The organism is Xylanibacter sp. (assembly GCF_057607445.1).
In genome coordinates this window covers 79,653-100,971 of record NZ_DBLZAX010000001.1, presented here as the reverse complement: position 1 = coordinate 100,971, position 21,319 = coordinate 79,653, and the positions used below count along the sequence as shown (strand labels likewise).

Sequence of the window (21,319 nt, the reverse complement as noted above, 5' to 3'; positions counted from 1 at the left end):
TTACTTAGCTTTTTCAATTATTTGAACTAATCTCCATCTCTTTGTCTTACTCAAAGGACGTGTCTCCATAATGAGCACTGTATCACCTACATTTGCCTCATTATTCTCATCATGTGCATGGTATTTCTTTGTCTTCTGAACAAACTTACCATATATCGGGTGCATCTCCTTGAACTTAGACGCAATAACAATGGTTTTATCCATCTTGTTGCTGATAACGACACCCGTTCTTGTTTTTCTTAAATTTCTTGTTTCCATCTGGACCATTGTTATTTATTAAGTTCTCTCTGATGAAGTTCTGTTTTCATACGTGCTATATCACGACGAGTAGCCTTAATTTGAGATGGATTCTCCAGCGGTGTGATTGCATGATTCAACTTCATTTGGTTATATTTAGCAATCTCGGCCTCTAATCTCTCTGCCAAGTCTTTGGTTTCGAGTTCTCTGACTTCTTTAATCTTCATAATTAAGCATTTTTATCGTAATCACGTCTAACAACAAATTTTGTCTTTACAGGCAATTTCTGTGCTGCAAGGCGCAATGCTTCCTTAGCAACATCAAAAGAAACACCTTCAACTTCAAAGAGGATACGTCCCGGAGTAACAGGAGCAACCCATCCTGCGGGATCTCCCTTACCTTTACCCATACGTACGTCAGCAGGCTTACGTGTAATAGGTTTATCCGGGAATATGCGGATCCAGACCTGACCCTCACGCTGCATATAACGATTGACAGCAACACGCGCTGCCTCTATCTGGCGGCTATCCAACCATTTTGCTTCAAGAGTCTTGATGCCGAATGATCCGAAAGCCAGTTGTGTACCTCTGTGGGCGTTGCCTTTTCTGCCGCGGCCGTCTTGAGGTCTTCTATATTTTACTCTTTTTGGCTGTAACATGATAGCTTGTTTCTTTAACGGTTATTGTTTCTCTTACGATTAACTCTTGTCTTGCCGTTTGAACGTCCGCTCTGCTTTTCCTGAGCAAAGTTAGGAGAGAGGTCACGCTTACCATAAACCTCACCACGGCAAATCCAAACCTTAATACCTAACAGACCAACCTTTGTGAGGGCCTCTGCCTGACAATAGTCGATATCTGCACGGAATGTATGCAAAGGAGTACGACCTTCTTTATACATTTCCTTACGTGCCATTTCAGCACCGTTCAGACGACCTGTAATCTGCACTTTGATTCCCTCAGCTCCAGCACGCATCGTGTTAGCTACAGCCATCTTAATTGCACGACGATAAGCAATCTTACCCTCAACCTGGCGTGCAATGTTATTAGCTACAATAGACGCATCGAGCTCCGGCTTCTTTACCTCGAAAATATTGATCTGAATCTCCTTATCGTAGAGTTTCTTCAACTCTTCCTTCAACTTGTCAACATCTTGTCCGCCTTTACCAATGACGATACCCGGACGGGCAGTGCAAATAGTTATGGTAACAAGTTTCAATGTACGCTCGATAACAATGCGAGATACACTTGCTTTTGCAAGACGCTCGTTAAGGTATTTACGGATTTTCATATCCTCAACGAGGTTGTCACCAAATTTCTTTCCACCGAACCAATTTGAATCCCAACCCCTGATAATACCGAGACGGTTGCTTATTGGATTAACTTTCTGTCCCATTCTATTAATTATTTTTCGTCATTAGTTTTAGCATCAACAAACAGAGTAACATGGTTGCTACGCTTACGGATTCTATAGCCACGACCCTGGGGTGCCGGTCTCATACGCTTCATTGTAACGCCTTCGTCAACGAATACTTTTGATACATAAAGCTCACCGTCTTCAGCCTTGCGGTCATTTTTTGTTTCCCAGTTAGCGATAGCAGAACGAAGTAACTTCTCTACATCTGCAGCAGCAGCTTTCTTAGAGAACCTCAGAACGCCGAGCGCACGGTTAACTTCCATTCCGCGGATCATGTCTACGACATAACGCATTTTACGCGGAGAAGAAGGTACGCCTCTGAGCTTTGCGAAATACATTGTTTTAAGGGCTTCTTTTCTTTTTTCAGCCGCTATTTTTTTTCTTGCTCCCATTATCTTATTATTTTATTTTCAATGGTTAGCCTGTTTACTTCTTGTTACCGGCATGGCCACCAAATCTACGTGTAGGTGAGAACTCACCAAGCTTGTGACCTACCATATTCTCGGTAATATAAACAGGGATAAATTTGTTTCCGTTATGAACTGCAACAGTGTGACCCACGAAATCAGGAGAAATCACTGAAGCTCTAGCCCAAGTCTTAACGACACTCTTCTTGCCGCTTTCGTTCATGGCAAGAATTTTCTTCTCGAGCGATACGTTAATGTATGGACCTTTTTTTAATGAACGACTCATAATTTACTCTAGTTAACTTGATTATTTATTAGCTCTTTCAATAATATACTTGTTAGAAAGCTTCTTCGGAGCTCTTGTCTTGAGACCCTTAGCATACAAGCCCTTACGTGAACGTGGATGACCTCCAGACTGACGTCCTTCACCACCACCCATCGGGTGATCATGCGGGTTCATAACAACACCACGGTTGTGAGGACGACGACCCAACCAGCGTGAACGTCCAGCCTTACCAGACTGTTCAAGAGCGTGGTCTGAGTTACCTACGCTACCAATAGTAGCCTTACATGCGCTAAGAATTTTACGAGTCTCACCTGAAGGGAGCTTAATAACACAATAACTGCCTTCACGAGAAGTCAACTGAGCAAAATTACCAGCCGAGCGAACGAGCAGTGCACCCTGACCCGGACGTAACTCAATGTTGTGAATTACAGTACCTACGGGGATGTTAGCCAAAGGAAGCGTATTACCAATCTCAGGCGCTGCGTCCTTTCCTGACATCAGAGTTGCACCTACCTGCAGTCCGTTAGGAGCAATAATGTAACGTTTTTCACCATCAGCATAATACAACAATGCAATACGAGCCGAACGGTTCGGATCGTATTCAATTGTCTTAACTACAGCTGGAACACCATCTTTCTCACGCTTGAAGTCGATCAAACGGTATTTTCTCTTATGACCGCCGCCCATATAGCGTACAGTCATCTTACCTGTATTGTTTCGACCACCGGTAGAACGTTTACCGTAAACGAGAGACTTCTCTGGTACGGATGCAGTAATCTCCTCGAACGTACCAATAATCTTGTGTCTTTGACCCGGAGTTACCGGTTTAAATTTACGTACTGCCATTTTTTATTTAAATATTGCTGTAAAAATCAATTGTTTCGCCTTCTTTAAGAGTAACGATTGCTTTTTTGAACGCGTTCTTCTGTCCCTTAATCAAACCGGCCTTTGTATAGCGGCTCAAGCGCTTTCCGGCATAGCGGGCAGTGTTCACGTCAACTACTGTAACATTATACAGACTCTCGACTTCTTTCTTAATTTGGAGTTTGTCAGCCTCTGGACGAACAACGAAGCCGTAGCGGTTAGGCTGCTTGTCTGTAATCTTGGTCATCTTCTCAGTGACCAATGGTTTTATTATAAATGCCATATTATCTTTCTCCTTTATTTATTTAAGATTTCATCGATAGTCTTCAACGAATTTTCTGTCATGACAAGAACATCAGCATTCAAAACTTTGTAAGAATTGATTGTTGATGCGAGCATAACTTCTGTGCCCTGCAAATTACGAGCTGACAAATATACGTTTTTATTTACTTCCGGCAAAACCAAAAGCAACTTCTTGCCGTCAACTTTAAGATTTTTAGTAATATTTACAAAATCTTTAGTCTTCGGAGCGTCAAAATTGAAATCTTCTACTACTACTATTGCATTCTCCTGAGCCTTGTAAGACAGAGCGCTCTTACGAGCCAAAGCCTTAACTTTGAGGTTCAGTTTGAAGCTGTAGTCACGTGGCTTAGGACCAAATACGCGACCACCACCTACGAGCACCGGAGAATTGATGTCACCGCGACGAGCGCCACCGCCACCCTTCTGACGGCCAAGCTTGCGGGTTGAACCTGCATGCTCACTTCTTTCTTTAGCCTTAGCTGTTCCCTGACGCTGTGCAGCCATATAGCGCTTAACGTCGAGATAAAGAACGTGGTCGTTGGGTTCAATTCCGAAGATAGATTCGTTTAACGTAACCTTTCTTCCAGTGTTTTCACCTTTGATATTTAATACGTTAATTTCCATTATTTCTGAATTAAAACGGTTGAACCTTTGCAACCAGCAACACTACCCTTCACCAAGATGAGGTTATGCTCCGGTATTACTTTTAACACTTTGAGGTTTTGAGTTGTAACTCTGTCACCACCCATCTGTCCGGCCATGCGCATTCCTTTGAACACTTTAGCAGGATAAGAACAAGCACCGATAGATCCCGGCTTGCGTGCGCGGTCGTCCTGACCGTGTGTGCTCTGTCCTACACCACCGAATCCGTGACGCTTCATTACACCCTGGAAACCTTTACCTTTTGATGTACCAACAACGTCAACAAAGTTTGCGTCGTTGAAAATTTCAACCGTGATAACGTCTCCGAGGTTATATTCCTCATCAAACTTGAACTCGGCCAAGTGTCTCTTAGGTGTTGTACCAGCCTTTTTGAAAGTTCCCATAAGAGGTTTAGAGGTGTTCTTTTCCTTAGCCTCACCAAAGCCTAACTGAACTGCTTTGTAACCATCTTTTTCAACAGTCTTTACCTGAGTAACAACACAAGGACCAGCTTCGATAACAGTGCACGGTACATTCTTACCGTCGGCACTGAAAACGGATGTCATTCCGATTTTTCTTCCTATTAATCCTGGCATTTCAATTGATATTAAAAATTAAACTATACTTTGATTTCTACTTCAACACCGCTGGGCAATTCGAGCTTCATCAGAGCGTCAACGGTCTTAGCTGTTGAGCTGTAGATGTCAATAAGACGCTTGTAATCGCTGAGCTGGAACTGCTCACGTGATTTCTTGTTTACGAATGTGCTTCGGTTAACTGTGAAAATACGCTTGTGAGTAGGCAATGGAATAGGACCGCTTACGATAGCGCCTGTAGCCTTCACAGCCTTTACAATTTTCTCTGCTGACTTGTCTACCAATTTGTGGTCATAAGACTTCAGCTTAATTCTAATTTTCTGACTCATTATTTTATCTTATTAATATTGATATTAATTTCAAAGAAGAGAAGAGGTACGCCTGTTAAGAGTCATTCGCTAACAAGACGCCTCATTCTCTTTTGTATTTTTAATCAGCTTAGTGATTATACGAGATCTGTACGTCCCTTTATTTCCTCAAGCACAGCCTTAGCAATTGTGCTTGACAGAGGAGCATGGTGATCATACTCCATTGAGCTTGTAGCACGACCAGAAGTGATTGTACGGAGAGCTGTTACATAACCGAACATCTCTGCCAGCGGAACCATAGCTCTGATGATACGTGCACCGCTACGAGTCTCATCCATACCTTCAACCTGACCACGACGCTTGTTCAAGTCACCGATAACGTCACCCATGTTCTCTTCAGGTGTTACAACCTCGAGCTTCATGATAGGCTCCATCAGAACCGGACCTGCCTTAACGCAAGCGTTCTTGTAAGCGTTGATAGCTGCAACCTCGAATGACAACTGGTCAGAGTCTACCGGGTGGAAAGAACCATCGATAAGAGTAACCTTCAGGCTGTCCATAGGATAACCGCCAAGTACACCATTCTTCATTGCAGACTCGAAACCTTTCTGTACTGAAGGAATGAATTCCTTAGGAATGTTACCACCCTTAACTTCATTGATGAACTGCAGACCGCCCTGCTTGTAATCCTCGTCTACCGGACCAACATTAACGATGATATCAGCGAACTTACCGCGACCACCACTCTGCTTCTTGTAAACCTCACGCAGGTTGACAGTCTTGGTGATAGCCTCTTTGTAGTTAACCTGAGGCTTACCCTGATTACATTCAACCTTGAACTCTCTCTTCAGACGGTCAAGGATGATGTCGAGGTGAAGCTCACCCATACCAGAGATAACTGTCTGACCGCTCTGCTCGTCTGTATGAACAGTGAAGGTCGGGTCTTCCTCAGCAAGCTTAGCAAGACCGATACCGAGCTTATCAACGTCAGCCTGGCTCTTCGGCTCAACAGCGATACCAATAACAGGATCAGGGAATGTCATAGACTCGAGTACGATAGGATGTGCCTCATCGCAAAGAGTATCACCTGTACGGATATCCTTGAAACCAACACCAGCACCGATATCACCGGCATCGATAGCGTCCATAGGAACCTGCTTGTTTGAGTTCATCTGGAACAGACGGCTTACGCGCTCCTTCTTGCCTGAACGTGTGTTGTAAACATAAGAACCAGCCTCAACCTTACCAGAGTAAACGCGGAAGAATACGAGACGGCCAACATACGGGTCAGTAGCAATCTTGAACGCAAGAGCTGAAGTAGGCGCATCCTCAGACGGTTTACGGTCTTCTTCCTCACCTGTTGTCGGGTTAGTACCAACGATGTTAGGAGTATCGACAGGAGAAGGCAGGAATGCACATACATAGTCGAGCAGGGTCTGAACACCCTTATTCTTGAATGAAGAACCACAGATAACAGGAGTACATTCCATAGCCAGAGTACCCTTACGGATAGCAGCAATGATTTCCTCTTCTGTTATTGAGTTAGGATCCTCAAAGTATTTTTCCATCAAAGACTCATCGAACTCAGCTGCGCTTTCAAGGAGTTTTCCTCTCCACTCTTCAGCTTCGTCCTTAAGGTCAGCAGGAATCTCAGCAACCTCAAATTCAGCACCCATAGTCTCATCGTGCCAAAGGATAGCCTTCATCTTGATAAGATCTACGATACCTTTGAAAGTCTCCTCACTTCCGATAGGAACAACGAGAGAAACAGGATTAGCGCCAAGCACTTCCTTCATCTGACGCAGAACGTCAAAATAGTCAGCGCCAGAACGGTCCATCTTGTTTACATAGCCGAGACGGGGAACATTATATTTGTCAGCCTGGCGCCATACAGTTTCAGACTGAGGCTGTACACCGCCTACAGCGCAATATGTAGCAACAGCTCCGTCAAGAACACGCAGAGAACGCTCAACCTCAGCAGTGAAGTCAACGTGTCCCGGAGTGTCAATCAGGTTAATCTTGAACTGCTTGTTGTCATAGTGCCAGTAGCAAGTGGTGGCAGCAGATGTGATAGTAATACCACGCTCCTGCTCCTGAGCCATCCAGTCCATTGTAGCAGCACCATCGTGAACCTCACCAATCTTATGAGTTTTACCTGTATAGAAAAGGATACGCTCAGAAGTTGTTGTCTTACCGGCATCGATGTGAGCCATAATACCGATATTACGGGTCAAATGTAAATCTTGCTTTGCCATGATTCTTTTTACCTGTCTGTATTATTAAAATCTGAAGTGAGCGAATGCACGGTTAGCCTCAGCCATGCGGTGCATATCTTCCTTACGCTTGAATGCGCCACCCTGATTGTTATAAGCATCCATGATTTCAGCAGCGAGCTTGTCGGCCATTGTCTTACCGCCGCGCTTGCGTGCATAGTTAATCATATTCTTCATAGAGATGCTCTCCTTACGGTCAGGACGGATTTCTGTAGGAACCTGGAATGTAGCACCACCGATACGACGGCTCTTAACCTCAACCTGAGGAGTAATATTGTCGAGGGCTGCCTTCCATATTTCAAGAGCAGACTTTTCCTCGCTAGCCATTTTCTCTTTTACTGTGTCTAATGCTTTGTAGAAAATCTCATAAGAAGTATTTTTCTTTCCATCATACATCAGATGGTTAACGAATTTTGAGACTTTCTGGTCATTGTAAACGGGATCCGGAAGGACCACGCGCTTCTTTGGTTTTGCTTTTCTCATTTCTTTGTTTTGAAATTAATTCTGCATGGGGCTGTTCTCTTGTTCTTCAGCGTTCTCACCAGAACTGCTTACTCAACCTTTATAACAATTCTCCAGCAAAACGTTAATAAAATGTCAATTATGTCCTAAAAACTGGCTTTTAACGATTATTTCTTAGCCTTAGGACGCTTTGCGCCATACTTAGAACGACGCTGTGTACGGTTTGCTACACCAGCTGTATCAAGAGTACCACGAACGATGTGATAACGTACACCAGGAAGGTCCTTTACACGACCGCCACGTACGAGTACGATAGAGTGCTCCTGAAGGTTGTGTCCCTCTCCCGGTATGTAAGAGTTAACTTCCTTCTGGTTTGTCAAACGAACACGGGCAACTTTACGCATTGCCGAATTAGGTTTCTTAGGGGTTGTTGTGTAAACACGAACACAAACGCCACGACGCTGAGGACATGAATCCAAAGCCGGTGATTTGCTCTTGTCAACAAGCGCCTTTCTACCTTTTCTTACCAATTGTTGAATTGTAGGCATTGTTGTTAAATTTTTAGTTATATATTTTGTTTTGTTATTTTCTTATTATTGTAATACGGCCAATAGAACATAGACCGATTTGGGCTGCAAAGGTAAGAATAATTCTTTAAATTACATAATTATAAAGAATCCAAAAAGCCTATATCGGCATAAAATTTGCACAATATAGGCTTTATTAAAATAAATTAACTACAATATGCTTATTTAAATGCACTTGCAGACACTTATCAATTCTTCTAAGATGAAAAATTAGGCTTCACCCTTATTAATGTGGAAAGGTGCAATAGTGCCTTTTTCCTGCTGCGGAATCTTTATCTGACCGAAAGCATTCTCATATCTTACGATATTGTCCTGAAGAGCCATAAGCAGACGCTTTGCATGCTCAGGAGCAAGAATCACACGTGACTTAACTGTTGCCTTGGGTACACCGGGAAGGATGCGGGCAAAGTCGAGCACAAAATCAGAACTAGAGTGTGTTATAATAGCAAAGTTTGCGTATTGTCCCTGTGATACATCTGCGGGCAGATCTACTTGAAACTGACCCTGATTGTTATTTTTGTTTTCCATTTCTTTGTATTATTATATTAATATATAAAGTTTCATATCTCTGTTTCTCGGCATACAGCTCATCACCTGTAGCCATCAGCCAGCATCTTCGCCTGAATTTTAAGACAGCATCTACAGCCGCCTATTTAACCGGATTAAATTTTTAGAATACCGGCATACGTTATTCAAAGCATTACAGCCACAAGCATGCAGCCTTACTTATGCTCAGCACGGAGCCTGATAGAAAGTAATGCAAAGATAAACCTTTTTGGCAGAAAAACAAGCAATAACAGATATATTTTTGGTAACAAAAACATTAAAATAAATATTCTGCGCAACAAAGTCATAAATTTTCAACATACCACATGGCATACATAAAGCCAGCACCGGCCAAAAATCACATTCATAAACGGCATAAACAATTAAGGAAGGAGACTGCAAACACAACACAAAAAAGACATTAGCAAAAGATCAGGAATGTGCATTAAGCGTTAAATAAATCACGATCAGACAGCGCCATTTTAACCTAACGCCCGACGTCCGTCTACATATAATAAAACACAACTGCCGGTCATCGCGCTCACAACAGAAAGACAACATCAGCAATATGAAGTCGCACAAAACAGCATTTGCCTCTGCCCCGCTACACCTTTTCTACCTGGGCCTGCTTAAGAAAGGCTGATGGCGACATGCCGGTAACTTGTCTGAAAGCCCGGTTAAAACTTGATGCACTGCGGTATCCCAGACTTTCATATATTCCCTGAATAGTGATGTTGCCATAACGCTCTGTGTCGCCCAGTCTGATACATGCCTCACGCACACGACACTCATTAAGGATAGTCTTAAAGTTTTTACCATAAAAACTGTTTATCACCCACGACACATATTTCATATTAGAGCCTACCAACTGCGACAAGGTGCCCAAACTGAATTCGGGTTCTGATATAACTGCAACATCATTAAATGCCTGTTCTATTTTCTCATATAAAGCCTCGGCCTGCTCACGACTCATAAGGCACTGCTCTTCAACAGCAGAATCAGTTTCTGATAGTTGTACAGGTGCAGCAGCCTCTACAGTCAGCAACACCGACTCTACGGGCATACAATCACCAGGAAGCATGTAACAGTCGGCAGCAGCAGCCTTTTCAGGCAAAGCGCCCTTAGTTTTTGCCTGTCTGCGGTAAGCATACCACACCGCACCAGACACAGCAAACATAACAACAACAAGAAGAATAAGCAGGAACATCGCATCCGACTGCCGTGTAACTATACCGTTCAGCATCGTTATACGCTCGCCGGCCACACTGTCGCGATAAACGTCAAGACGGTTGCGCACCATATAGAAACGTTTAGGATTAAATACAGAATCAGTAAGAGCCAGCGCCTTAGAATGATACAAGACATATTGGTCAGCCTGCCCAAGTCCCTTGCAGGCTCCTGCCATAATATTATACGCATTAATCTTTAGGTCGTCGTCGCCAAGTCTTCCCGACAGGCTCATGCACATCTCGCCATATTTGCGTGCCTCTGAATACCGGCCAAGCCTGACAAGCACATTGCCTATCTCGCTATACTGAATAAGTGAATACAACTCAGCCATGCCGCGTCTCTTAGCCATGTCCAACAGTCTGTGATGCATCTGCAAGGCCTCATTGAATCTCCCTCCGGCCTGCATGATGCGTGCCTTATTATAAAGGAGATAATAGTCGTTCTCGTCCCGGTCATTCATAGCGACCTTCTCTTCAAGGGCATAATATTTCTCCGCGCTCTTAACATCGCCCAACCGGCAGCACGTACTTACAATGTTTGAAAGGAAGCGGGCATTCATATTCTCATTGTTGCACATCCGGGCAACCTCGTATCCCTCAAGCAGATAAGCCAGACTGCTGCTGTAGTCGTTGAAGCAATTGTATATGTTGCTTATATATCCGGTGCATATCATGAGCGACAGACTGTCCTTCTCGTCGCGTGCAACCTTCAGGCCGGTTATGAATCCTTCGAGAGCATCAAAATATTCGCCTGAATAATAATCCTTCTGCGCCGTCTCTGCAATCTCTGCAGCACGGCTGTTTCCGGCAGCAAGGCTACCGGAACAAGGAATAATCAGCAGCAAGGCAGCTGCAATGACGGCGATAATATTCATAACTGAGACTTTTTGTATCGGCAAATATAAGAATTATAATCAAAATCCGGGCATACGCAGGCAAATTTAAAGCATTTCTTTTGTTATTTCATGAAATAGCAAACATTTGGAGCATCCGGCTATTGCACAAAAACATTATTAGGCGTATATTTGCGAAAGACCTCTACGTCAGCCACTATATATGAAACAAGTATTACTTTTGTTTTTAGATAACTTTATTATGTATAACCCTTAAAACCATCTGTCATGAAAAAAAGAATAATACTCCTTACTGCAGTAATAATATTCATAGCGGGCATGACACGCGCCCAATGGACAACCGACTTAGGCAAGAACACTCAGATTACGCCGACAGGACTGGCCTTTGACGAAAACGAAGTGGCCACGAACAAGGACGGAGTAACCTATGTCTTCTTCATCACAAACATGAACGGAACCCTGGGCATGCGCCTGCAAATAATAGATAAAGACGGCAACAAGGTTATGGAGAGGGGCGGAAAAATAATCTCACAGGAAGCCAACAAAGTGTGGTCGGCCTACAACCAGCATCTGGCTCTCGACAAAGACGGACAGGCGTTTGTCGGCGTGCAGGACTTCAGAACTGCTCCTGACAGCAAGCTGAATACATACACCATATATAAATATGCGCCAGACGGCCGGCAGCTATGGGACGGAACCGTGCTCAACAGCGGCAAGGGTTTTGCCACACAGGTCGGACTAAGCATGTGTGCGCTCGACGACGGCGGATGCATATGCGCCTACATGTATCGCGACGACAACGCACAAAAAGACTGCATAGCCATTGAAAGACTCGACAAGGACGGCAACTCTATATGGCAGAAGACAGCCGTGGAGACTACCTACAAGAGCACCCCCTACCCCTTTGTGACAAAAAGCGACGGCGACAACGCCCTTCTTACCTATATATATGAGAGCAGCTCGCTGAAGACCAAGCTCATTGACGGCAACGGGGAAAGCCTTACGGAAGAGGACGAGACGGTGTTCAACGGCGGACTGGCATCGCCTAAGCCATGGGAAGTGCTAAAGATTGTGCCCGGACCCGACAACGGAGCACTGATAACATGCATGGACGCAAACTTCAACAGTGCGTTTGTCTATGTCAGGAGTAACGGAAAAACGGCTTTCGACGGCAAGCCCGGAGGCATAATCCTCAACGACGGCAACTATGGCGGAGCACAGCCAGCCGTGGCATACATCAGCAGCGACAACACCTTCGCTTGCGCATACCAGCAGTTTGACAAAAATAACTCAAACACTCAGGGACTCTACATGAAAAGATACACCACCGACGGACAGGCACTGCCGGAAGGCAACATAGAGGTGGCCGCCATGCAGAACGGCGACATGTACTCGTTCTACAGCGTGCAGGACGCCGGCAACGGCAACGCTGCCCTGTTCTATCAGAAACTCGACGGCGCAACAAAGGCGGTGAACTCACTGCTCGACATATATGATGCCGGCGGCAACAAGACCTGCGAAACAATTCAGTTTACAGAGACTCCGACAAAGAAAGTCAACCTGAAATCATCGGCCATGATAGACGGAAAATACTTCCTGACAAGCTGGGACGAGGAGCGCAACGGCACAACCTCAATATTCATGCAGAAGGTTACACCCGAAACTGGCACCGGCATAGACGCAGCCACGACCGACGAATACGGCAGCCCTGTCAGCGAAGAGATATTCAGCATAACGGGAAGCAAGGTGAGCAAGGCCGGCAGAGGCGTAAACATAATACGCACCACACTAAGCAACGGAAAGACAACCGCCAGAAAGGTTGTCGTGAGATAAACGAGAACAAGAATAAAATTGTATGACCCTAAAAACGATTTAACCATGAAAAGAGCTTTACTACTTACAGTCTGCATGGCAGCAATCGCGGCCATATCACAGGCGCAACAGACCACAGTGAATGTTGAGACGGCAGGCACTCTGTCGGAACAGATAGGCAACGACAAATACACCATCACATCGCTCAAGATAACCGGAAACCTGAACGGAACTGACTTCATACTGCTGCGCGACATGGCAGGCATCGACCTCGACAACGTGCCCACTGAAGGCAAGCTGGCAACGCTCGACCTGAGCGAGGCTAAGGTTGTGGCAGGAGGCGAAGCCTACTACACCGACTATGTGAACAACAAGGAATTTTATACCAGCGACAACGAGATGGGCAACTGCATATTCTACAGCTGCGACAAGCTGGAAAGCCTTAGCCTTCCGGCAGGAACAACGGTTGTGGGCGACAGCGCATTCATGAGATGCACCGCCCTGAGCGAGATAACACTGCCCGACGGTCTGAAAGAGATACGCAGCTATGCCTTTTCAGAGACGCAAATTGCATCGTTCAGCTTTGTCAACGGCATCATACCGGCCAAAGGCATGTTCAGAAACTGCGGCAAGCTGACTTCGGTAACTCTTCCTGAAGAATGCGAAGAGATACCGGCAAACGCCTTCTCGGGCACAGCAATAACAGAAATAACGCTGCCGAAAAATCTCGTAAAAATAGGCAAAGAGGCATTCAGCAGCTGCATGCTGACCAGCCTCGAATGTCCGGCAACGCTGAAAGAGATAGATGAGTCGGCGTTCTTTATGTGCAGCAGTCTTGCATCCGTCAGTCTGAACGACGGCCTGCAGAGCATAGAGGGTTCGGCATTCTCTTACTGCGACAAGCTCGAAACCATAGAGATACCTAACTCGGTTACAGAGCTGGAGGGATGCTTCTCCAACTGCACGGCACTAAAATCTGCAATTCTGCCCGAAGGTCTGACATCCATACCCGACTATATGTTCGACAGATGCTCTAACCTTGAAAGAGTGAACATACCAGAAGGAGTGAAGACAATAGGCGACAACGCATTCCAGAACAACATGAGACTGCTCGACGTAGTGTTCCCGGAAGGTCTTGAGAGCATAGGCGAAAATGCCTTTTCGAGCTGCTACACAATGGAGAACATCAACCTGCCCGAAACCGTAAAGACCATAGGCGAAGGGGCATTCGACGGATGCGAGGGCGTGGTAGTGATGTCTCTGCCCGGCTCTATCACCACGATACCGCGCAACGCGTTCTCTTACATGGTGTATCTTGAGGAACTGACAATAGGCGAAGGAACGAAGACTATCGACCAGATGGCATTCATCAACTGCGAAAGCCTGACGAAGCTGACGCTGCCGTCTACGCTCGAGTCGATAGGCTATGCGGCATTTGCATACAACATGCTGACAGAAGTAGACTGCAAGGCCGTCACACCGCCGGCATGCGACAACACGTCATTTGCCGGATGGGACAGCGACGTGCCGCAGGACTGCCTGCTGTATGTGCCGCAAGGAGCCAAGGCCGAATATGAAAAGGCCGACGTATGGAAGGAGTTTATGATAAAGGAGAGCGAGACGTCGGGCATAGAAAGCGAGACAGCAGCCGGCGCAACAGAGACGGCACGCTACGGCATTGACGGAAGAAAGCTGGCAAAACCCGCACGCGGAATAAACATAATACGCATGAGCGACGGAACAGCCAGGAAGGTAATCAACCGCTGACACCTACAATAAAAGTCCTTATATATCACGCAGGGCCGCATATCCCCATTGTCAGGATATGCGGCCCGTCATTTATACTAACGTATGTATTATATGCTACACCGGCCTCCTACTCGCCTGCCTTATACTTGGCAGCCTGCTCCTTGATAAGGTCGAGGTCGTCAAAATAGTTGATGCGCATGGCCTCGCGCACGTCGTGCAGAGTCTGCGCAGCCACCTCGCGGGCAGCCTCTGAGCCTTTCTTCAGGATGTTGTAAACCTCCGGGATGTCCTGTTCAAACTCATGGCGGCGCTGACGGATAGGCTCAAGCTGGCGGTCGAGCACCTTTATGAGGAACTTCTTGCACTTCATGTCGCCCAGTCCGCCGCGGCGGTAGTGGTCTTTCAGTTCGTCGAGGCTCTTGTACTCAGGCCAGTATTCGGCAAAGTCGTCGGGCGTGCTGAACGCCTCGAGGTATGTAAACACCGTGTTGCCCTCAACCTTTCCGGGGTCTTCCACGCGCAGGTGTCCCGGGTCGGTATACATGCTCTTCACCTTCTGCTGCATGTCCTTGGGCGTGTCAGACAGATAGATGCAGTTGCCGAGGCTCTTGCTCATCTTGGCCTTGCCGTCGGTTCCCGGCAGGCGGCAGCACACCGAGTTGGTGGGCAGCATTATCTTAGGCTCAACAAGCACGTCGCCGTATATATTGTTGAAGCGCTTCACTATCTCGCGCGTCTGCTCGAGCATAGGCTCCTGGTCTTCGCCGGCAGGCACCGTAGTGGCCTTGAAGGCCGTAATGTCGGCAGCCTGGCTTATGGGATATGTGAAGAAGCCCACGGGGATGCTCGTCTCGAAGTTGCGCATCTGTATCTCGGTCTTCACCGTAGGGTTGCGCTGAAGGCGCGACACGGTGACAAGGTTCATGTAATACACCGTCAGCTCGGCCAGCTCGGGTATCATCGACTGCACAAAGAGCGTAACCTTTTCGGGGTCGAGTCCTGCCGAAAGATAGTCGAGAGCCACCTCGATGATGTTCTGTCTGACCTTTTCGGGGTTGTCGGCATTGTCGGTAAGTGCCTGAACATCGGCAATGAACACAAACATGCGGTCGAAGTCGCCTTCATTCTGCAGCTCCACCCTGCGGCGCAACGAGCCAACATAGTGGCCCAAATGAAGTTTTCCGGTAGGGCGGTCGCCGGTAAGTATTATCTTTCCCATTGTCTATTTTTCTTTTTTATTGCTATTTATAAAGTGCAAACTTACACATTTTTTCTGAAAATCAGCTATTTAACACGAAAAACTTGGCAAGCACGGCCGCAATATGTGCGATTGGGATGCACGGCCGGAGCGATTGAGCTGCAGTCTTGACAAATGCAACATAAAACAAGGACAAGGCTTACACATTGATTTGGCGTGAGGCTCTCATTCTGCGGTTTTCAGAAAATAAAATACTTTATGCGCAAATATGGTCTGAAAATGTGTGCAAAGAGAAAGCACATTATTACAGCGTTTTACGGGGCAAAGTGGCAAATGTGTGCAATGCCGGGCGGCAGGCTACAATGTAAAACACGGCAAACGGCAATGCAAAACGTAGTCTTTTAGCAAACAGAAGACGGCCTTTGAGCATACAAAACCCTGCCTTTTACGCACTGGAAAAGGCAGGGTTTTGGTGCGAATGCACCATAAGCGCCGCACCACACGCCCTATTCGGCACGACATCAGCCATGATCAGGAGATGCATTGCGGCTGTTTCAGCTATTTTTCTGAACATAATGCAGATGACACTATGAAAGGGTTGCGGTGCAATGAGATGAGATGACATAACAACACGGCACCGGCATCTGCCTCAGGCACAAGCCACGGCACATCAGAACGGCATCAGGCTACAGGCGAGCCAAAATCGCTGCCGGCAGGACGCTGGAAGATGCGCAGGCCGAACTCTGACGCCATAACGATGGCATAGTCGAGCACCTCCCCCTGAAACAGCTCGAAGGGTTTCCAGTCGGGGAACACCGAGAAGCAGTAAAGCTCGAGAGGCAGGCCCTCGGGCGTGGGCTGAAGCATGCGTGCCATTATCATAAGGTCTTTGTTGACGTTGGGGTGGCGCGACATGAAGTCCATCATAAAGTTGCGGTACACCTGAGTGTTGGCAACGGGCCTGTCAGCAGAGTCATACTGGCCTTTGACTATATATCCTTTCTCTTCGTAGCTGCGCAGTTCGTCAGGCGAACAGAAGTGTACGGTGTTGGCGTCGATGTTGACCGACAGCTTCAGTCGGCGTCCGCCCGCCTCGCGCATGCCGCGCCAGTTCTGAAACGAGTCGCTCACGAGCAGATAAGGCGGTATGGTGGTGATGGTCTTGTCGAAGTTCTGCACCTTGACAGTGGTGAGCGACACTTCCCTTACATATCCGTTGGCACCATACTTGTTCATGGTTATCCAGTCGCCCGGACGCAGCATGTCGTTGGCCGTAAGCTGTACGCCGGCCACAAGACCGAGGATGGTGTCCTTGAAGATCAGCATGATGATGGCGGCAGAAGCGCCAAGACCGGCAAGCACGGTGCCGGCACTCTTGTTGACGATGATGCTCACCACGAGGATGAAGCCCACCACAACGGCCATGAGGTTGAACATCTGATAGATGCCCTTCAGCGGCCGGTTGCGCAGCTTCTGGTGCTCGCTGGATATCTCGTAGAGCGAATGGAGAAACTCGCTTATAAAGAACAGCGACACCACCACGAGGTAGATGTTGCAGGCCTTGAGCAGCACGGGCAGCACACTGCTGTCGGCAGCAAAGGCAAACGGCAGCAGGACATACCACAACACGGGAGGTATGATGCGGCGGAAGGCTTTCATCACACGGTCGTTGAACAGATAGTCGTCCCATGTGGCCTTGGTGCGCTCGGTAAGCTTCTGCACTGCCGGCATGACAACATAGCGGAACAGCGCCGTGCAGAGATACGAAACAAGACCTATGGCAAACAGGGCCGTGAGCGGATATACCCACGACAAAACACTCTCGGACACACCGGCTGTGTGGCGGAGAAAACTTAATATATAATCATCTAATCTATCCATCTGACTTTTCTGTATATCTTCAATTTGGCACAAATTTAAGAAATAACGCCGAAATAAACGAACAAAAGTATGCCTAGATTATACTGCCGGAACATATATAAAGGAATATGGCACCTAAGATATAAACAAAAAGCAAAAAATATTGACAAGATTGCGGAAAAAGTAGTAAGTTTGCCTGACTGAAAGAAAATACAAAATGAAAATCATCAAATTCTTAAAAGACTGGACGCTTATCATCGCCATCATTACCGGCATTGCTGCCTATTTTGTCTACACGGCAATACCCGCACTGCAACCTACTCACCACTTTGCCCTCAAAGCCATCGAGCTGCTGCAGCCCATGCTGATATTTGCCATGCTGTTTATCACTTTCTGCAAGGTGAACCCCAAGAAGCTCCGCCTGTGCAAGTGGCATCCGTGGCTGCTGCTCTTTCAGGCCGGCACGTTCACAGCCATAGCCGTGGCGCTTATGCTCATGCCGCACAGCGGACTGCGCATTGTGCTCGAGGGTGCCATGATATGCCTGATATGTCCTACGGCCACGGCCGGTGCGGTGATAACAAAAAAACTTGGCGGAAATGTGAACCACATAACCACATACACCATACTGATAAACATCATTACGGCGGCATTCATACCGGCACTTGTGCCGTATGTACATCCCAATCCGGAGCTCGGCATACTTAACTCGGCAATGCTGATACTCGGCAAGGTGTTCCCATTGCTGCTTCTGCCCCTGCTGGCTGCCATCCTGCTGAGATATCTTTCGCCAAGACTCCACTTCACGATATCACACTACAGCGACCTGAGCTTCTATCTTTGGGCTGTTGCGCTTACGCTGGCCATGACCGTCACGACACGCACCATTGTTCATGCCGACGTGGCCATTGCCACCGAACTCGGCCTAGTGGTTGCATCGCTTATCAGCTGTCTGCTCCAGTTCTGGCTCGGACGCAAGGTAGGTGCGTTATACAACGACAAGATTACGGCAGGACAGTCGCTTGGACAAAAGAACACCGTGCTGGCAATATGGATGGGATACACCTTCTTCACACCGATAACGGCAGTAGCAGGCGGCTTCTACAGCATATGGCACAACGTGATAAACTCTTATCAGCTCTATCAGCACAGAAAGCAGGAAGAGAGCAAGAATGAAAACAAGTAACGGCCGGCTGCATCCGGATAAAATCTAAGAAAGATCAGTAACACACCTTTATAGGCTTTAACCAGCCTATTCTTTCATCAACATTTTGCCGGTTAGGGATTATCTTATATTAGCTATCCCAAACCGGCAAAATGCATATTAAGGCACATCGCAGATACGTTACGATCAACCCCAAATCATTAACCATATAAGACTTATTCCGCCTGGTTCATTGCAGTCTTATCCGTCTTTCTTTTTTCTGTTGCTACCGTGCAGTCAACATATTCCTTAGGCAATCCGGTCATGGCAGCAAATAACAAAAGGCAAAAAGGCAGGAACATAATGGCAAGTTGGAGTTAAACCAAAATCGATTATTAAGATTCGCTCAATAGGAACAAAAAGAGGGGCCGAAGGCATGAAAGCACGAAATAGATAAAGCCATGTGCAGTATAATGGCATATTTGGGGTAAACCATCAAACATACGGCAATGCACTCAAGAACAGACCAAATATAATAAAACAATAATGGCCATCAGAAAATTATCAGAAGCCTCATACACAGCCCTAATATTTTCTAATGGCCAAAATCTTATTCTACTCTGAATTCTTAAAATTCAGAATTATTCAATTACTGCTTTACAACAACCTTTCTTGTTGTTCCGTCAGACATCTTAACGATATTGATGCCCTTTGCAGGAGCGCTGAGCTGCACGCCGTCAATAGTATAGCGGGCAACTTCCTTAACTTCCTTCTCTGAAGGATCAACAACGCTGATACCTGTACCAAATGTACCAACGGCTCTCTCTGCAGCATTTACAATCTCACCAGTCTCTGTGTTGATAAGCATAGCAACAACCTTCAGCTTTGACTTATCCTGCAAGAGGTTGAACTTGCTGGCAGAAGTAACGCCATTAGAGAGATCGAAAGTTGTTTCATGACGCTGAACTGCATCTGCTACAAGGGGAGCAGCTATTGAACCCTTGATACCTTCAGCTACATCCTTGGCCATAATGGCTACATGATCATAAACCATATCCTTTATCTGCTCACCTTTTTGTGTATACTCGTAAATATAAGGTTCATTCTCAGCACCAGTTGCTCCAGAATAGTAGTTAGTCTGCCACCAGTTGCTCTCGCTGCCCTGCAAACCGTCAGCAAGCAGAACATAAGCCAAAGCATAAGGAGCATTATTGCTGCTGTAGAAGAACTGTATGTCGGTGATTACATTTATTTCAGTCTGACTTTCGTTCCACTCCGGCCATACAGACATTTCAGCTTCTGTCAAAGTAAGACTTGCTTCAAAATCGTCAAGTACGCCAAGCAGTTTACTTTGTGATGTGCCGAAATATGGGTCAATAGAAGGACCTCTGTTTATGAATGCAGACGGGTAACCCTTAACCATTGCCATGACAGAATTATAGTCAGTAATTCTCATCGGGTCGTCATAGTTCATCTTTCCGTGTACGGCAATACCGATGAACGACTCAGGATATGTGTCTGCCAATGCAGCCATACCTGCATATCCGCGAGTACAATATCCACAACCTGTAGCTGTAAATTCCTCTACAACAGATCTGCGCTTAATAGCATTTGTGAGAGCAATTAAAGAACCTTTGCATGTAGCATTGGCTGTTTCGTTGGGCTGTCCGTTTACCTTAGTTATGACAAATTCCTTTTCTGCCTCTTTAGCATCATTACCGGCTGTCAATGGAATATCAATCACACAAACATTATTAATCTGAAGATTATCAATGTTTACTGTGTTTTCTGCAGAAGTTTCTCCTGTTGCAACATCCTTAACTGTATAAGCCACAGAAGTCATTGGTGTTACACCATCATTTTTGATCATTGCAGAAATATTAACATTACCGTTTTTCATTGTTATTACTCGACCTATATTGTCTGAAACAAATGAAGCGGCATTACCGAGGAAATTGTCACCTGACATTGAAACAAATGTCAACAAGTTTCCAAAGCCATAGCTTGCCATACTGTCCCATTTACCCTGCAGGCAAACGTATCCTCCGTATTCATCACAATAGCTAGAACCATCAAAGGCTATAGGATATAGACCAGCCTGTGAAGTGAGTGATGTAACATCAAACGAATAACCGACATAACAGCCCTCTGCAGGAATTGTATAGTTTTCAACGGTTACGATTTCAGGTTTTCCGTCAACACTAATTGAAGTCGTTGGAGTGATATCTTTAAAAAACTCACATTCTGAAGAAGTGATGCTACTTGGCAGTTCTTTTGCAATCCAGCACTTTACATTATTTACTACTTTATGGTCAATAAGGTAAAAACCCATCTGGTCGATTTTATTACCAGCGAACTTTCTTGGTATAAAGATTGCACAATCATAATGTTTTGCTTTCGCTCCTACGCCAGTATAACCATCACCCTGAGCATAAGTAAAAAGCGCCCCCTCGGCAGCAGCACGAGTCGGTGCCATTTTCTCAATCTTATTATACTTGAGTCCTAAACCGGCCTCATTCCGCTGAAATGCCTGTGCATTTGCTATACAG

At 46.1% G+C, this 21,319-nt stretch carries 22 protein-coding genes; 3 read left to right on the top strand and 19 right to left on the bottom strand.

What is annotated here, in order from left to right; all coding sequences use genetic code 11:
- The 16 genes from rpsQ to ACZMIG_RS00310 form a co-directional block, all read right to left on the bottom strand.
- Nucleotides 1–267, bottom strand: a complete 267-nt coding sequence (gene rpsQ / locus ACZMIG_RS00385; RefSeq protein WP_082335262.1) for a 30S ribosomal protein S17 — start codon at nt 265–267, stop codon at nt 1–3.
- A 2-nt stretch (nt 268–269) separates the two neighbouring features.
- A complete protein-coding gene (gene rpmC / locus ACZMIG_RS00380; protein WP_021855175.1) occupies nt 270–464 on the bottom strand; it encodes a 50S ribosomal protein L29 in 195 nt (64 codons plus the stop codon).
- 2 nt (nt 465–466) lie between these two features.
- Entirely contained in the window at nt 467–895 is a 429-nt protein-coding gene (gene rplP, locus ACZMIG_RS00375) for a 50S ribosomal protein L16 (protein ID WP_021855174.1), read from the bottom strand.
- Nucleotides 896–909: 14 nt separating this feature from the next.
- Nucleotides 910–1,629 (bottom strand): 30S ribosomal protein S3, encoded by a 720-nt coding sequence (gene rpsC, locus ACZMIG_RS00370; protein ID WP_021855173.1) that lies wholly within the window; start codon nt 1,627–1,629, stop codon nt 910–912.
- 8 nt (nt 1,630–1,637) lie between these two features.
- Nucleotides 1,638–2,042, bottom strand: a complete 405-nt coding sequence (gene rplV / locus ACZMIG_RS00365; protein WP_021855172.1) for a 50S ribosomal protein L22 — start codon at nt 2,040–2,042, stop codon at nt 1,638–1,640.
- Between the two features lie 34 nt (nt 2,043–2,076).
- Complete coding sequence (rpsS, locus tag ACZMIG_RS00360) at nt 2,077–2,343, bottom strand: 30S ribosomal protein S19 (RefSeq protein ID WP_021855171.1); 267 nt, start codon at nt 2,341–2,343, stop codon at nt 2,077–2,079.
- 21 nt (nt 2,344–2,364) lie between these two features.
- Nucleotides 2,365–3,189, bottom strand: coding sequence for a 50S ribosomal protein L2 (rplB, locus tag ACZMIG_RS00355; protein ID WP_021855170.1), 825 nt, complete (start codon nt 3,187–3,189; stop codon nt 2,365–2,367).
- 7 nt (nt 3,190–3,196) lie between these two features.
- The gene (gene rplW, locus ACZMIG_RS00350) at nt 3,197–3,490 is read right to left on the bottom strand and encodes a 50S ribosomal protein L23 (protein ID WP_021855169.1); all 294 of its coding nucleotides are present in this window, start codon (nt 3,488–3,490) and stop codon (nt 3,197–3,199) included.
- Nucleotides 3,491–3,504: 14 nt separating this feature from the next.
- Entirely contained in the window at nt 3,505–4,134 is a 630-nt protein-coding gene (gene rplD, locus ACZMIG_RS00345) for a 50S ribosomal protein L4 (protein WP_021855168.1), read from the bottom strand.
- Nucleotides 4,134–4,748: a 50S ribosomal protein L3 gene (gene rplC, locus ACZMIG_RS00340; protein WP_053398844.1), complete on the bottom strand. Its 615-nt coding sequence runs from the start codon at nt 4,746–4,748 to the stop codon at nt 4,134–4,136. The genes rplD and rplC overlap by 1 nt, the downstream gene beginning before the upstream one ends.
- A 23-nt stretch (nt 4,749–4,771) precedes the next feature.
- The gene (rpsJ, locus tag ACZMIG_RS00335) at nt 4,772–5,077 is read right to left on the bottom strand and encodes a 30S ribosomal protein S10 (protein ID WP_009228666.1); all 306 of its coding nucleotides are present in this window, start codon (nt 5,075–5,077) and stop codon (nt 4,772–4,774) included.
- A gap of 116 nt (nt 5,078–5,193) precedes the next feature.
- Nucleotides 5,194–7,311 (bottom strand): elongation factor G, encoded by a 2,118-nt coding sequence (fusA, locus tag ACZMIG_RS00330; protein ID WP_021855166.1) that lies wholly within the window; start codon nt 7,309–7,311, stop codon nt 5,194–5,196.
- A 24-nt stretch (nt 7,312–7,335) separates the two neighbouring features.
- The gene (gene rpsG / locus ACZMIG_RS00325) at nt 7,336–7,812 is read right to left on the bottom strand and encodes a 30S ribosomal protein S7 (RefSeq protein WP_021855165.1); all 477 of its coding nucleotides are present in this window, start codon (nt 7,810–7,812) and stop codon (nt 7,336–7,338) included.
- 146 nt (nt 7,813–7,958) lie between these two features.
- Nucleotides 7,959–8,339, bottom strand: coding sequence for a 30S ribosomal protein S12 (gene rpsL / locus ACZMIG_RS00320; protein ID WP_021851960.1), 381 nt, complete (start codon nt 8,337–8,339; stop codon nt 7,959–7,961).
- A 249-nt stretch (nt 8,340–8,588) separates the two neighbouring features.
- Complete coding sequence (locus tag ACZMIG_RS00315) at nt 8,589–8,906, bottom strand: DUF3467 domain-containing protein (protein ID WP_021855164.1); 318 nt, start codon at nt 8,904–8,906, stop codon at nt 8,589–8,591.
- Nucleotides 8,907–9,528: 622 nt separating this feature from the next.
- Nucleotides 9,529–11,028: a helix-turn-helix domain-containing protein gene (locus ACZMIG_RS00310; RefSeq protein ID WP_418874586.1), complete on the bottom strand. Its 1,500-nt coding sequence runs from the start codon at nt 11,026–11,028 to the stop codon at nt 9,529–9,531.
- Nucleotides 11,029–11,274: 246 nt separating this feature from the next.
- Here ACZMIG_RS00310 and ACZMIG_RS00305 point away from each other — a divergent pair, with 246 nt between their 5' ends.
- A complete protein-coding gene (locus ACZMIG_RS00305) occupies nt 11,275–12,840 on the top strand; it encodes a hypothetical protein (protein ID WP_418874587.1) in 1,566 nt (521 codons plus the stop codon).
- A 45-nt stretch (nt 12,841–12,885) separates the two neighbouring features.
- Nucleotides 12,886–14,586, top strand: coding sequence for a leucine-rich repeat domain-containing protein (locus tag ACZMIG_RS00300; protein ID WP_418874588.1), 1,701 nt, complete (start codon nt 12,886–12,888; stop codon nt 14,584–14,586).
- A gap of 109 nt (nt 14,587–14,695) precedes the next feature.
- On the opposite strand, the gene trpS is transcribed toward ACZMIG_RS00300, so the two are convergent.
- Nucleotides 14,696–15,787, bottom strand: coding sequence for a tryptophan--tRNA ligase (trpS, locus tag ACZMIG_RS00295; RefSeq protein WP_021855160.1), 1,092 nt, complete (start codon nt 15,785–15,787; stop codon nt 14,696–14,698).
- A 660-nt stretch (nt 15,788–16,447) separates the two neighbouring features.
- Nucleotides 16,448–17,647 carry a mechanosensitive ion channel family protein gene (locus ACZMIG_RS00290; protein ID WP_487888821.1) on the bottom strand — a complete coding sequence of 400 codons (1,200 nt, stop codon included), beginning with the start codon at nt 17,645–17,647 and terminating at the stop codon, nt 16,448–16,450.
- Nucleotides 17,648–17,843: 196 nt separating this feature from the next.
- Here ACZMIG_RS00290 and ACZMIG_RS00285 point away from each other — a divergent pair, with 196 nt between their 5' ends.
- On the top strand, nt 17,844–18,812 hold the full coding sequence (locus ACZMIG_RS00285) for a transporter (protein WP_487888820.1): 969 nt from the start codon (nt 17,844–17,846) through the stop codon (nt 18,810–18,812).
- A gap of 607 nt (nt 18,813–19,419) precedes the next feature.
- On the opposite strand, the gene ACZMIG_RS00280 is transcribed toward ACZMIG_RS00285, so the two are convergent.
- Complete coding sequence (locus tag ACZMIG_RS00280) at nt 19,420–21,246, bottom strand: hypothetical protein (RefSeq protein ID WP_487888819.1); 1,827 nt, start codon at nt 21,244–21,246, stop codon at nt 19,420–19,422.
- Nucleotides 21,247–21,319 lie beyond the last annotated feature (73 nt).

Coding starts and splice junctions, on each gene's coding strand:
- rplP (WP_021855174.1), bottom strand. CDS start 895: ATGTTACAGCCAAAAAGAGTAAAATATAGAAGACCTCAAGACGGCCGC.
- rpsS (WP_021855171.1), bottom strand. CDS start 2,343: ATGAGTCGTTCATTAAAAAAAGGTCCATACATTAACGTATCGCTCGAG.
- rplC (WP_053398844.1), bottom strand. CDS start 4,748: ATGCCAGGATTAATAGGAAGAAAAATCGGAATGACATCCGTTTTCAGT.
- rpmC (WP_021855175.1), bottom strand. CDS start 464: ATGAAGATTAAAGAAGTCAGAGAACTCGAAACCAAAGACTTGGCAGAG.
- rplW (WP_021855169.1), bottom strand. CDS start 3,490: ATGGCATTTATAATAAAACCATTGGTCACTGAGAAGATGACCAAGATT.
- ACZMIG_RS00285 (WP_487888820.1), top strand. CDS start 17,844: ATGAAAATCATCAAATTCTTAAAAGACTGGACGCTTATCATCGCCATC.
- rpsL (WP_021851960.1), bottom strand. CDS start 8,339: ATGCCTACAATTCAACAATTGGTAAGAAAAGGTAGAAAGGCGCTTGTT.
- rpsJ (WP_009228666.1), bottom strand. CDS start 5,077: ATGAGTCAGAAAATTAGAATTAAGCTGAAGTCTTATGACCACAAATTG.
- rpsG (WP_021855165.1), bottom strand. CDS start 7,812: ATGAGAAAAGCAAAACCAAAGAAGCGCGTGGTCCTTCCGGATCCCGTT.
- ACZMIG_RS00300 (WP_418874588.1), top strand. CDS start 12,886: ATGAAAAGAGCTTTACTACTTACAGTCTGCATGGCAGCAATCGCGGCC.
- rplB (WP_021855170.1), bottom strand. CDS start 3,189: ATGGCAGTACGTAAATTTAAACCGGTAACTCCGGGTCAAAGACACAAG.
- rpsQ (WP_082335262.1), bottom strand. CDS start 267: ATGGTCCAGATGGAAACAAGAAATTTAAGAAAAACAAGAACGGGTGTC.
- rplD (WP_021855168.1), bottom strand. CDS start 4,134: ATGGAAATTAACGTATTAAATATCAAAGGTGAAAACACTGGAAGAAAG.
- fusA (WP_021855166.1), bottom strand. CDS start 7,311: ATGGCAAAGCAAGATTTACATTTGACCCGTAATATCGGTATTATGGCT.
- ACZMIG_RS00305 (WP_418874587.1), top strand. CDS start 11,275: ATGAAAAAAAGAATAATACTCCTTACTGCAGTAATAATATTCATAGCG.
- trpS (WP_021855160.1), bottom strand. CDS start 15,787: ATGGGAAAGATAATACTTACCGGCGACCGCCCTACCGGAAAACTTCAT.
- rplV (WP_021855172.1), bottom strand. CDS start 2,042: ATGGGAGCAAGAAAAAAAATAGCGGCTGAAAAAAGAAAAGAAGCCCTT.
- ACZMIG_RS00310 (WP_418874586.1), bottom strand. CDS start 11,028: ATGAATATTATCGCCGTCATTGCAGCTGCCTTGCTGCTGATTATTCCT.
- rpsC (WP_021855173.1), bottom strand. CDS start 1,629: ATGGGACAGAAAGTTAATCCAATAAGCAACCGTCTCGGTATTATCAGG.
- ACZMIG_RS00290 (WP_487888821.1), bottom strand. CDS start 17,647: ATGGATAGATTAGATGATTATATATTAAGTTTTCTCCGCCACACAGCC.
- ACZMIG_RS00315 (WP_021855164.1), bottom strand. CDS start 8,906: ATGGAAAACAAAAATAACAATCAGGGTCAGTTTCAAGTAGATCTGCCC.
- ACZMIG_RS00280 (WP_487888819.1), bottom strand. CDS start 21,246: ATGGCACCGACTCGTGCTGCTGCCGAGGGGGCGCTTTTTACTTATGCT.